12 protein-coding genes and 2 riboswitches are annotated in these 11386 nt (G+C 42.2%); of the genes, 10 read left to right on the forward strand and 2 right to left on the reverse strand.

Features of this window, described 5'->3' with window-relative positions:
- The first annotated feature begins 47 nt into the window (after nucleotides 1–47).
- A riboswitch (TPP riboswitch) is annotated at nucleotides 48–157 on the forward strand.
- A gap of 694 nt (nucleotides 158–851) precedes the next feature.
- The 6 genes from X953_RS16235 to X953_RS16265 all read left to right on the forward strand — a co-directional run bounded on the left by X953_RS16235 (nucleotide 852) and on the right by X953_RS16265 (nucleotide 6580).
- Complete coding sequence (locus tag X953_RS16235) at nucleotides 852–1862, forward strand: ABC transporter substrate-binding protein (RefSeq protein ID WP_040956506.1); 1011 nt, start codon at nucleotides 852–854, stop codon at nucleotides 1860–1862.
- A 12-nt stretch (nucleotides 1863–1874) separates the two neighbouring features.
- A complete protein-coding gene (locus tag X953_RS16240) occupies nucleotides 1875–2165 on the forward strand; it encodes a thiamine-binding protein (RefSeq protein WP_040956507.1) in 291 nt (96 codons plus the stop codon).
- Entirely contained in the window at nucleotides 2162–2926 is a 765-nt protein-coding gene (locus tag X953_RS16245) for an ABC transporter permease (RefSeq protein WP_040956508.1), read from the forward strand. The genes X953_RS16240 and X953_RS16245 overlap by 4 nt, the downstream gene beginning before the upstream one ends.
- Nucleotides 2926–3651: an ABC transporter ATP-binding protein gene (locus X953_RS16250; RefSeq protein WP_040956509.1), complete on the forward strand. Its 726-nt coding sequence runs from the start codon at nucleotides 2926–2928 to the stop codon at nucleotides 3649–3651. The genes X953_RS16245 and X953_RS16250 overlap by 1 nt, the downstream gene beginning before the upstream one ends.
- 448 nt (nucleotides 3652–4099) lie before the next feature.
- Nucleotides 4100–5572: an aryl-sulfate sulfotransferase gene (locus X953_RS16260; protein ID WP_052350183.1), complete on the forward strand. Its 1473-nt coding sequence runs from the start codon at nucleotides 4100–4102 to the stop codon at nucleotides 5570–5572.
- A 603-nt stretch (nucleotides 5573–6175) separates the two neighbouring features.
- On the forward strand, nucleotides 6176–6580 hold the full coding sequence (locus tag X953_RS16265; RefSeq protein ID WP_040956511.1) for a hypothetical protein: 405 nt from the start codon (nucleotides 6176–6178) through the stop codon (nucleotides 6578–6580).
- A gap of 51 nt (nucleotides 6581–6631) precedes the next feature.
- Here the strand turns inward: X953_RS16265 and X953_RS16270 are convergent, their stop codons facing one another.
- Both X953_RS16270 and X953_RS16275 read right to left on the reverse strand, forming a co-directional pair.
- Nucleotides 6632–6946 (reverse strand): multidrug efflux SMR transporter, encoded by a 315-nt coding sequence (locus X953_RS16270; RefSeq protein WP_040956512.1) that lies wholly within the window; start codon nucleotides 6944–6946, stop codon nucleotides 6632–6634.
- A complete protein-coding gene (locus X953_RS16275) occupies nucleotides 6946–7287 on the reverse strand; it encodes a multidrug efflux SMR transporter (protein WP_040957197.1) in 342 nt (113 codons plus the stop codon). Before X953_RS16275 ends, X953_RS16270 begins: the two co-directional genes overlap by 1 nt.
- Before the next feature lie 57 nt (nucleotides 7288–7344).
- Nucleotides 7345–7443, reverse strand: a riboswitch (guanidine-I (ykkC/yxkD leader).
- 184 nt (nucleotides 7444–7627) lie between these two features.
- Here X953_RS16275 and X953_RS16280 point away from each other — a divergent pair.
- The 4 genes from X953_RS16280 (at nucleotide 7628) to zwf (ending at nucleotide 11265) form a co-directional block, all read left to right on the forward strand.
- Nucleotides 7628–8059, forward strand: a complete 432-nt coding sequence (locus tag X953_RS16280) for a DUF2935 domain-containing protein (protein WP_040956513.1) — start codon at nucleotides 7628–7630, stop codon at nucleotides 8057–8059.
- 245 nt (nucleotides 8060–8304) lie between these two features.
- Entirely contained in the window at nucleotides 8305–9048 is a 744-nt protein-coding gene (locus tag X953_RS16285) for a threonine/serine exporter family protein (RefSeq protein ID WP_040956514.1), read from the forward strand.
- A 24-nt stretch (nucleotides 9049–9072) separates the two neighbouring features.
- A complete protein-coding gene (locus X953_RS16290; RefSeq protein ID WP_019378025.1) occupies nucleotides 9073–9516 on the forward strand; it encodes a threonine/serine exporter family protein in 444 nt (147 codons plus the stop codon).
- Nucleotides 9517–9786: 270 nt separating this feature from the next.
- On the forward strand, nucleotides 9787–11265 hold the full coding sequence (zwf, locus tag X953_RS16295) for a glucose-6-phosphate dehydrogenase (protein WP_040956515.1): 1479 nt from the start codon (nucleotides 9787–9789) through the stop codon (nucleotides 11263–11265).
- Nucleotides 11266–11386: the final 121 nt, after the last annotated feature.

Here is an 11386-nt window from a genome sequence, read left to right on the forward strand (position 1 = left end):
ACGCGTTATAAGTCATAGGCGGAAGACGTTCCTGCCGTGTAATTTCATAATAAATGTAGGGGGGCTGGTGAAGCTGGCTGAGATTGTATCCGTATGATACTGACCCTTAGAACCTGATCTGGTTGGTACCAGCGGAGGGAACATAATCATATTTTTCTCAACATGATGAATGTTATACCAAGCGCTAGAGGACTAACCCTCTAGCGCTTTTTTAGGTTCTAGGTGATTTGTAAAAACAAGGTGACCCTAATACACGTTGGGGTTATCCAATGCTTCGCAAAATGGATAGACTGCAAAGTAACTTTTGGTGTTTAAATTAACTTTGAAAAATTTTGTTGCTGGAAAGATTACTAAAATATTGAATTTGGTTACACTACCGCTACGGAAAATACTGCGCTTTTCGGGGGCGGCTGATGAGCCTCCTCATGCTACCGCATTCCGGGGTCTCACCTATGCCTCATCTCCCCCAGAAGTCTCCGTATTTTCCTCCGCTCAGAGTTACTTTTTAGCAACTAAATGAATTTAGTATCAGATGTCAAAGGCTTTGCATCGCCAAGCGCAAGTGAAAAGCCCACTCGACATTTGGAATTTTAAAGCTCATAAATTGATTGGAGCGGAAGGGGGCGACTCCTGCCGGAATAGCATGAGCTGAAGACCCTGCACGGAGCGTAGCGGAGGAAGCGGCTGAAGCCATGCCGGCGGAAAGCGTCCCCCTGCAGCGGAAATCAATGGGGCCATTCACTTCTTTAAAATGAAATATACTCTAGTTCGCAGCATACCTACTACTAGGAGTATACGAGATAACTTCTGTGTCCCAGCATTTGCAATAGAACACTTAAGGAGGAAGAGATATGAGAAAGTTTTTTTATGGACTTGTTGTTGTTTTATTACTGATTGTTATAACAGGTTGTAATGAAGAGAATGGTAAATCAGGTGAAGCTAAGGGCAAGGATGGGGAATTAACTCCTATTAAATTTGCCTTAGATTGGACACCAAATACAAACCATACCGGACTCTATGTAGCAAAAGAAAAAGGATATTTTGAAGAACAGGGGCTGGATGTAGAGCTCATGCTACCTGGAGAGGCTGGAGCCAATCAGCTAATGGCTGCAGGAAAGGCAGATTTCGGAGTGAGCTTTCAGGAAGAATTAACACAAGCAAGAGCTGAAGACTTGCCAATTGTTTCAATCGCTGCCGTTATTCAACACAATACCGCAGCCTATGCTTCGCCAGTCGGTAAAAATATTACGGAGCCTGCGGATTTTGAAGGCAAGGTCTATGGCGGTTATGGAACAGAGATGGAGAAAGCAGTACTTGGCACAATTATGAAACAGCTTGGAGCTGATGTAGATAAGGTTGACTTTTTAAATATCGGAAGTTCTGATTATTTCACTGCAGTAAAGCGGGATATTGATTTTGCAAATATTTTTTACGGCTGGACAGGCATTGAAGCAGAGAATCGCGGAGAAGAATTGAATGCCATTTATCTTAAAGATTTTGCGGAAGAGCTGGATTACTATACACCAGTACTCGCTACAAGTGAAACAATGATTGAAGAAAATCCGGAAACCGTAAAAGCGTTTATCGCTGCTGCAGCAAAAGGGTATGAATTTGCGATTGAACAGCCCGAGAAAGCTGCAGACATTTTATTAAAACATGCACCCGATTTGGATGAGGATCTGGTGAAGAATAGCCAGGAATGGTTATCCCCAAGATACCAGGATGATGCTGAGCAATGGGGTATTCAAGAAAAGGAAAGATGGCAAACTTTTACGGACTGGATGATCGAAAACGAGATTATAAATAAAGATATTGACGCTGAGAAAGCATTTACGAATGAATTTTTACCAACAAAGGAATAGGGGGAGCTATTGATGGCAAATTCGTTAGTTAGTATTCAAATTATCCCAAAGGCTGACAATGTAAAAGATGTATATGGAATGGTCGATGAGGCGATTGGGGTAATTGAGGATGCAGGGGTAACTTACCAGGTAAGCCCACTGGAAACAACGATGGAAGGGGAGTTATCCGAACTGCTGCACATCGTGGAAAAAATGAATGCACGTATGGTGGAGATCGGTGCTGAAAATGTCATTTCACAGATTAAAATTTTACACCAGCCGGCAGGAATTACAATGGACACACTTACGGAGAAATACCGATGAAACAGATCTTCACAAAAGGATGGCGGCCACTTGGTGCCATCCTTCTATTTATCATTATTTGGCAGGTAGCAACCCGTGTGTTTACGATAGAAGAATGGCTATTACCTTCCCCTACCGATATTATAAAAGAAGCAAATCAGACGTGGGGAGAATTTCTGTTTCATTTTATGGCCACGGTGAAATTAACCATTGTAGGATTTATTATTGGTATTAGCGTAGGATTAGCTGTTGCTATTTTATTACATATGCTCCCTAAAGTAAGAGAAACTTTTTATCCGTTTTTAATATTATCGCAAAACATTCCCATTATCGTCCTTGCTCCCCTGCTTGTCATCTGGTTTGGTTTTGGCTCATTGCCGAAATTAATCATTATTACATTGTCATGCTTTTTCCCCATTGCTGTTTCGGCGTTGGGTGGTTTTCAACAAACAAGCCGCGAGCTGGTACATTATATGAAAATGATGGGAGCAACAAAAGGGCAATTATTTTGGAAATTGGAATTCCCTCATGCCTTACCTTCCGTTTTTTCAGGGCTAAAAATTGCCGCAACCTATAGTGTTATGGCTGCTGTTATCTCTGAATGGCTTGGTGCCCAAGAAGGTATCGGTGTATTTATGACATTGGCTACCTCCTCTTTCCGCACATCACGCGTGTTTGTTGCAATTATTGTTGTCATGGTGCTAAGTCTCACTTTTTTCGGGTTGATTGTACTATTGGAAAAACTGGTGTTGAAATGGAATAAGAAAGGGGGCAATGCTTAATGCTTTCTATCAAGCAGGTTAGTAAACATTTTGATGATAAAAAAGTGTTGGAGGACATATCCCTTGATATTGCTGAAGGTGAATTTGTATCCCTTATTGGGCCTTCGGGCAGTGGTAAAACTACCCTGTTTAATTTGATCGGTGGTCTGTTGATGCCAGATGGCGGGGAAATTTGGAAAGATGAGATGAATATTACAAATACGACAGGACATATCAGCTACATGCCGCAACAAGCCTCCCTGTTTCCATGGCGAACAATTTTGCAGAATGTGTTGATTGGACAGGAACTTCAAGGGAGAAAAGAAGAAGGCCTGGCCAAGGAAATGCTGCGGAAAGCAGGGCTTGGTGAAGTCATCCATAGCTATCCTCATGAACTGTCAGGTGGCATGAAGCAACGCGCTTCATTTATTCGGGCATTGCTCAGCCCGCAATCCTTCCTTTGCTTGGATGAACCTTTTTCCGCATTGGATGAGTTCACCAGATTAGACATGCAAAAGTGGCTGCTTGATATTTGGGAGGATAGCCACCAGTCTATTCTATTTATTACACATAGTATTGATGAAGCACTATTTCTGTCGGATAAAATCGTCGTATTAAGTGCGGGGCCAGCAAAAGTAAAGCGTGTATTTGAGGTACCGTTCGCTCGTCCCCGGGATGAACAAATCCTGCTTTCAGAGGAATTTTTGAAATGGAAAAGAGTAGTGTTGGAGGAAGTGCAGCGGTGAGCTGGTTTTGATGGGAGGTTGTTTTTTTTGGGTGAGGGTCTCTCATTTGGATGTGGAGCTCTCTCTTTTGGGAGGGTGGCTCTCTCATCTGGAGGCGGGCTCTCTCATTTGGATGCTGTGGTCTCTCATCTGGGCGGGTGGCTTTCTCATTTGGATGCTCGCCTCTCTCATTTGGGAGGGCCGCTCTCTCATTTGGACGCTCGCCTCTCTCATTTGGATATCGCGCTCTCTCATTTGGACGCTCGCCTCTCTCATTTGGATATCGCGCTCTCTCATCTGAACACGGGCGTCTCTCATTCAGAATGGTAAGTCTGTCGCTTGAACTTGGGACCTTATTCCAAATAAAATAAGAATGAAATCATTTTTTTAGGGAATAGGTTAATAGAGAGCGAATAGCAGATGGCAGAGCTTTATATATTTAAATTTTTAAAGGAGAGAAAGATAACGTATGACTACATCACGTCGTAAAACGCCTCAAATGCACAGACAGCAACAAATTATTAAAAGGCTTGAAAGACGATTTAACCATCGTACACATACACTAACCAATCCATTAGTTCAACTAAACCCGTACCACAATGCCCCGTTAACAGCTTTAGTCCTTTTTACAACTTCGAAACCAGCCCATGTATCAGTAACCATCGAGGGAGAAAATCCAATTACAAAAACCTATCCTGGTTACCATACCATTCATAGGCTACCTATTATAGGTCTGTATCCTAATACAAAAAACCGAATAACTGTTACAGCTACGTTTCATTCAGGTGCTTATGAAACCAACACGATCCTTTTAAAGACAAAACCATTGCCAAAAGATTTTTTAAACATAAAATTGGATCATTCACTTCCTGAGAAAATGGAAGATGGGCTTACATTTATGGCCCCAAGTGCAAATTACTTATTTGCCATTGATAATCAAGCAAAGGTTCGTTGGTATAGCACCATTAGTGTGAGGCAACTTTTCAAACCGCTATCCAATGGCAATTTCCTAGTCTACACCAGATCACCAAAAACAAAACACAACCTGGTATTGGAAATAGATTTACTTGGTAGAATCTATTACTACTACCCGATTTATGCTAAATCAGAGATTCCGTCCACAGCAATTAACACAGACGTGATGGAGCTTTCCAATGGTAATCTCTTGGTTACGACACATGAGCAAACCGAAAAATCATTGGAAGATAGGCTAGTAGAACTAAATCGCAGAACAGGCAAAATAGTAAATCGCTTAGACTATGCTGAGCTTTTCCCTAAAGCTTTTCAAGAAGATTATGTTGGTACCGGTTCAAATGCAGGCGATTGGCTTCATAATAATTCTATTTGGGTGGACACACAAAGCGATGCTGTAGTAATGACAGCAAGACATCAGGATTTGGTAATGAAGCATAGTTTTCCTGATGGAAACATTGATTGGATTCTTGCTTTCCCAGAAGGATGGCCAGATTCTTATAAAGATGTTTTGCTTACACCTAAAAGCGAAAAATTTAAATACCCAGCAGGGCCACATGCAGTGATGGCACTTCCTGATCAGGACGAGGATCCGGAGACGACAGATATTTTACTTTTTGACAATAATAATCGGATTACCCGCGGCGATGAAACAGTGAGTCAACAATTTAGCAGAGCAGTACAGTACCGCATTAATGAAAAAGACAAGACGGTAGAGGAAGTATGGGCGTATGGCGAGGAACGTGGCCAAGCATTTTTCTCTCCAATTGTTGGGGATGCAGACTTGTTGCCACAGACAAATAATCGATTGATTACCTCAGGTTTTATCAAGAAAGGAAATGGAAGAGCTTCAAAAATTGTGGAAGTTTCTGGAGATGACCACAAAGAAGAAGTGTTTGAGGTAACTATTTCCGGTTTTGCACCAGATAGTAAGCAACATATTTATCGTGCAGCGAGAATGGAGATATGAGGTAAACAGGGGAAGTGATTTTCTCCTGTATTTTTAGTGAAATGCTGTGCTGGTGTCTCGGATGGACGGTCCACTGTCTCGGGTGAGCGGTCACTTGTCTCGGGCGTGAGCAATTCTGTCTCGGGTGCGGGCGCTTCTGTCTCGGATGGACGCTTGCCTGTCTCGGGGGCAGGCGCTGTTGTCTCGGATGGACGCTCACCTGGCTCGGGTGCGGGCGCTGCTGTCTCGGATGGACGCTGTTCTGGCTCGGGTGCGGGCGCTGTTGTCTCGGATGGACGCTTGCCTGTCTCGGGGGCAGGCGCTGTTGTCTCGGATGGACGCTCACCTGTCTCGGATGCGGGCGGTCCTTTGTCTCGGGCGCAGGTGCTGCTGTCTCGGATGGATGGTCCTTTGTCTCGGGTGCGGGCACTGCTGTCGCGGATGAACGCTTGCCTGTCTCGGGTGCGGGCGTCTCTGTCTCGGACGCAGGCGCTTCTGTCTTGGGTGCACGTTCTCGTTTCGAGTGCGCCCTCAACTGCTGGGCACCTAACTCACCGATGTTCTTTTCTAGAATTTATGGTAAGATGATATTACCTAAATTATCTGGAAAAGGAGGTTAGCCAAATGGTTCCTTATATTTTTGTAGCAGCAGCAGTACTTGCTGTGATTCCTATTTTAATACTTTATAAGATACATAGCAGTAAGCTCAAAGAAGATCCTAGTTTAAGAGATAAGGTTCAGACAAAGTTTATGATAGGTATTGCTATCAGTGAAGCTATTCCTATCCTGCTAATTGTGTATGGGTTTATCAAACTGGAGCCAGTCCAAACGCTTTCAGCACTCTATATCCCATTTTTGATCGTTCTATTTCTAATGGCATATGCAGTTTTCTTTATCCTTGTTAATAAGCGGATTGATGTGACACCGGAAGCTGAAGAAACTGTGAATGCATTTGCGATGGTCAGCTTGCCGCTTTCTATGAGTATGCCGCTTATCGCTCTTGTATCTCTGTTCCTGATGATGCCATAATACATACAAAAAAGGAAGAAGGGGAGTCTCACAAGCTCTCCTTCTTCCTTTTCAAGAAACTAATTTCAGACCAATGGTTGCTCCGATAATCATTGCTATAAAAACAACTCTTTTCCAGTTTTTTGATTCTCCATATAAAAACATTCCCACAATTGCTCCTCCAGAGGCGCCGATCCCTGTCCAAACAGCATATGCGATTCCCATAGGCAATGCTTCCATTGCAAGAGAGAGAAATAGAAAACTTGCTCCAAACCCTAGAATAAGGAGTAGAAGTGACTGCCAGTTCCGGTCTTTATGCAGCTTACTAATCATTAACACACCAGTCATCTCAAATAAACCTGCTAATACGAGAAATAACCATGCCATTAGGATTCAGCTCCTTCTGTAACATTATCTTCGGTAACTAATTTCAGACCAATTACTCCTGCAAGTAAAACGCAGATCAGCAAAATCTTTGCTATCTTAAAGGGTTCATCAAAGAATACAATACCTGAAAACACTGTCCCTGCAGTACCTAATCCAACAAACACAGCATAAACGGTTCCAACGGGAAGCTTCTCCCCCGCCATAATTAACAGATAAAAGCTGACAATAATACAAATGACAGTAGCTGCCCACTCCAATAACCCATCTGCGTGTTTCAAGCCAATTACCCAACCTACTTCAAAAAAAGCAGCAACAAATACTTTTAACCAATTTGCATTCATATAAAAAGCACCTCCAATAATTTTTCCCATTAAAAAAGGGAGATAACTGTAAACAGTATCTCCCAGGCTTTTGTCCCTCCGTGGCACAGCCAAGCTGTGAGTTTTCTCTCGGACCAGACTAACATACCTCGTTACGGAACCCTAGAAAACGTTTCTATACAATTAATTTCTATTATACATATAGAGCAGCCATTTTCAAGTTTTATATGAATTATTTATAGAGATAATAGGGAACCCTTGAGGCAAAAGGTCTCCCCTAAATAGAATGGCATGTTTCCCTTCTTGTCCGCATATAGTTTAAGAACATAAATTTTCACTTATTGACCAGGGAGATGATGTTTTGCAATTTTACTATGGCAATCAAATGCCGCTTCGTGTGCTGGATGAGGCGGAATTTTGGAAAGAGCAGGAAGCGGAGCATACGGTGGTTATGCGGGAATTGATGAGTGATTTGGAGAAGGAATATGTGGAAGCTTTGAAGCACTGGGAAGATGTGTTGGAAACAACCCATCAGCATGTCCGACGCTATGTCGAAACAGTCGTGCGTGGTAACAATCAACTCCCAGCAAATCTTTATAAGCAAGTTTTGGAGCTCGTCTCTTTCTGTCTGCAGGAAAGTGTAGCATTTACTCAATTCTGCAGAAAAGTAAAAACAGAAAGTAAAGCAGCTGAAAACAATCCAACAGCCAGAGTGGTTATTAACCATATCATCGATGAATCGGAATATTTTATTGGGATCGCACAGACCATACTCTACGAAAAAAACAATTAGGGAAAATGAAAAAATCTCACGGAAATGATTTAGTACCGTGAGATTTTAATTTGTTACGAACAACATACTTATCGACTGGATTAATCACTATTTCTACGCGTCTCATCCTCCCTCCATCCGTTTACACCAATTTTAACTCCAGAAGTTTTTGTTAATTTCCTGTGTTTTCTTTCAATCTAGTGCGTTCCGTCATATAATAGCTAGAGATATTCGCATTTCGCATTACATAGAGAGAGGGTGTGTAAATGAAGGATAAGGTTGCAGTGGCCAAGGTTTGCATGCTTGCAGGAAAAATCATGCTGGAGTGTGGGGCGGAAACGTATCGAGTGGAAGATACAATGAACCGGATAGCAGCTGCATTTGGTTTACATGATGCACAAAGCTATGCAACACCAACAGGCATCAACTTTTCAATGGATAGCTCGGAGGCAACTCATTTTCGAAGGATTTCCCATCGTTCCACCGATTTACATAAAATTGCGGAAGTTAACAGCATTTCCAGAAAGATAACGGCAGGCGAACTGTCCGTATATGAGGCAAATTTGTTATTAAATAATGTATCTGAAGCAAAATTGACATTTCCCTACTGGCTGCAAATTATTGCGGCTGCATTTGTAAGCGGCAGCTTTACCATCATGTTTGGGGGATCATGGCCAGACTTCCTTCCTTCCTTTATAGCAGGCGGGGTTGGGTTTGCTGCCATGCTTGGCGCTGAAAAAATTGTAGAGATTCGATTTATTGCTGAGTTTTTTGCTTCGCTAATTATTGGGCTTGCCTCCATCCTGTTTATTACACAGGGCGTTGGAGTTGATTTGGATAAGATTATTATCGGGGCTGTCATGCCACTAGTCCCGGGACTGCATATTACGAATGCTGTCAGAGACTTGATGGCTGGGCATCTCGTCGCAGGTCTGTCTAAAGGAGTTGAAGCCGTATTAACATCCTTTGCGATTGGCGCAGGAGTTGCAGTGGTTCTTGCTTTTGTTTAATTTCTACTTCAAGGAGGGGAGCACATGATTGATTTAGCTCAGCTGATCACCAGTTTTGTGGCAGCAGCAGGATTTGGTGTGTTATTCAACGCACCAAGAGATAGATTATTACAATGTGGGCTTGTTGGGATGTTTGGCTGGATTTTGTATTATATTTTAGTAGCAGAAGGACTTGACGTGGTTCCAGCTACAATTTTTGGTGCGATGCTTGTTGCTGTTTTAAGCCAATTATGTGCCAAACTGTATAAAACACCTGTCATTATTTTTAATGTTTCTGGAATTATCCCCCTTGTTCCAGGTGGAATCGCTTATGATGCCATGCGTAATTTTGTAGAAAATGATTATTTCACAGCTGTTCAATTATCCGCAAAGGTCATGCTACTTGCCGGGGGAATTGCCATTGGTCTCATGTTTTCCGAGGTAGTGAAACAAGTCATGACGAAGGCCGGAAATGCGTTAAAGGATTAGAAGTTTTTTCAAAAAGCAGTATAGAGGTTCCATGGCCGTTTGTTCCATTTCAACCACATAGAACGCGGTAAGATTGTCTGTCTTTTTCACCTCTTGAGTACACACGGCAAACAAATTACTGCTGAAATTTTGAGAATGTGAATATTTTACAGAAATACATATATATCCAGAAATAATTAAAAATACAGGATAGTCAACCACAATAGTTGATTTATCCTTTTTTTATTTATAAAATCTTATATATATACCAAGAATTGAGGTTTTCATTCTATGCAAACGCCAAAAGTAACGATTGTCATATTTGGAGCGACCGGGGACTTAGCTAAGCGAAAGCTATTCCCTTCAATATACAAACTGTATCAGAACGGAAAAATTGACGAGGATTTTGCAGTGGTTGGTCTTGCCCGCAGACCGTGGACGAACGATGTATTCCGGGATAATGTGAAGGCCTCCCTTGATCAGGAAGTTTCAACAGATGAGAATGTAGACAAATTTATCTCTCATTTTTATTATCATTCTTTTGATGTTACGGAAACAGAATCCTATAACAACCTTCATGGTCTCTTAGAAGAGTTGGAAGGGACGTATCAAACAGGTGGTAATAGAATCTTTTACCTGGCGATGGCACCTGAGTATTTCGGATCCATCGCAAAAAATCTTCAAAGCCATGGATTGAAAAACAGTCCTGGCTGGACACGGCTTGTCATTGAAAAACCGTTTGGCCATGATTTAGAATCTGCGAAAGAGTTGAATAATGAAATTCGTGTCGCTTTTGATGAAGAACAGATCTACCGGATCGACCATTACCTTGGCAAGGAAATGGTACAAAATATTGAAGTTATCCGCTTTGCCAACGGTATTTTTGAACATTTATGGAACAACCGCTTCATATCCAACATTCAGGTCACGTCCAGTGAAAAGCTTGGTGTGGAGGAACGGGCACGCTATTATGATCATTCCGGTGCAGCAAGGGATATGGTGCAAAATCACATGCTCCAGATGGTTGCACTACTCGCGATGGAGCCACCAATTAACTTGTCTACAGAAGAAATCCGCTCAGAAAAAGTACGCGCACTCCGCTCTTTACGGATGATTGAAAAAGATCAGGTTCAAGACTATTTTGTGCGTGGACAATATGGCAGCGGACATTTGGATGGCCAAGAACTTCGCAGTTATCGTGAGGAAGCAGATGAACTTGCATCATCTAATACAGAAACATTTGTAGCAGGAAAAGTCATGATTGATAATTACCGCTGGGCCGGCGTTCCTTTCTATATTCGGACAGGAAAACGAATGGCGGAAAAATGCACTAAAATTGTAGTGGAATTTAAGGATATCCCTATGAATTTGTATTATAAGGAAGAACCGAAGAAACATCCGAACTTGCTCGTCATTAACATCCAGCCGAACGAAGGCATAACGCTTTATCTTAATGCGAAAAAAGCCGGTGCTGGATCGATTGCTCAACCAATTCAACTTTCCTATACAAATAATGGGATTGATGGCCTCAATACACCGGAAGCTTATGAAAAACTGTTGTATGATTGTATGATTGGTGATACGACCAACTTTACCCATTGGGATGAAGTAGCCTATTCCTGGCGGTTCATTGATTCCATTCTTGACGGATGGGCTGCTACAGAAGCTGATTTCCCAAACTACGCCTCTGGTTCGATGGGTCCGAAAGCAGCTCATGAGCTATTAGAAAAAGATGGCTTCCATTGGTGGCAGATTGCTGAGGAAGAATAGATTTTAACTAGTTGGATTTAATTAACTAAAGCACTGTATCTTTTGATACAGTGCTTTTTGCTTGGTTGGCTTGGCTAGCGGTTGGTGGACTGTCAGGTGAGCTTGGGGCTTTCATTTTTTG

Source organism: Virgibacillus sp. SK37, from assembly GCF_000725285.1.
Taxonomy (GTDB): domain Bacteria; phylum Bacillota; class Bacilli; order Bacillales; family Amphibacillaceae; genus Virgibacillus_Q.

What these genes read in the sequence shown, in the direction of transcription:
- X953_RS16260 (WP_052350183.1), top strand. Translation starts at nt 4,100, where the DNA reads ATGACTACATCACGTCGTAAAACGCCTCAAATGCACAGACAGCAACAA.
- X953_RS16235 (WP_040956506.1), top strand. Translation starts at nt 852, where the DNA reads ATGAGAAAGTTTTTTTATGGACTTGTTGTTGTTTTATTACTGATTGTT.
- X953_RS16275 (WP_040957197.1), bottom strand. Translation starts at nt 7,287, where the DNA reads ATGAATGCAAATTGGTTAAAAGTATTTGTTGCTGCTTTTTTTGAAGTA.
- X953_RS16285 (WP_040956514.1), top strand. Translation starts at nt 8,305, where the DNA reads ATGAAGGATAAGGTTGCAGTGGCCAAGGTTTGCATGCTTGCAGGAAAA.
- X953_RS16265 (WP_040956511.1), top strand. Translation starts at nt 6,176, where the DNA reads ATGGTTCCTTATATTTTTGTAGCAGCAGCAGTACTTGCTGTGATTCCT.
- X953_RS16250 (WP_040956509.1), top strand. Translation starts at nt 2,926, where the DNA reads ATGCTTTCTATCAAGCAGGTTAGTAAACATTTTGATGATAAAAAAGTG.
- X953_RS16290 (WP_019378025.1), top strand. Translation starts at nt 9,073, where the DNA reads ATGATTGATTTAGCTCAGCTGATCACCAGTTTTGTGGCAGCAGCAGGA.
- X953_RS16270 (WP_040956512.1), bottom strand. Translation starts at nt 6,946, where the DNA reads ATGGCATGGTTATTTCTCGTATTAGCAGGTTTATTTGAGATGACTGGT.
- X953_RS16245 (WP_040956508.1), top strand. Translation starts at nt 2,162, where the DNA reads ATGAAACAGATCTTCACAAAAGGATGGCGGCCACTTGGTGCCATCCTT.
- zwf (WP_040956515.1), top strand. Translation starts at nt 9,787, where the DNA reads ATGCAAACGCCAAAAGTAACGATTGTCATATTTGGAGCGACCGGGGAC.
- X953_RS16240 (WP_040956507.1), top strand. Translation starts at nt 1,875, where the DNA reads ATGGCAAATTCGTTAGTTAGTATTCAAATTATCCCAAAGGCTGACAAT.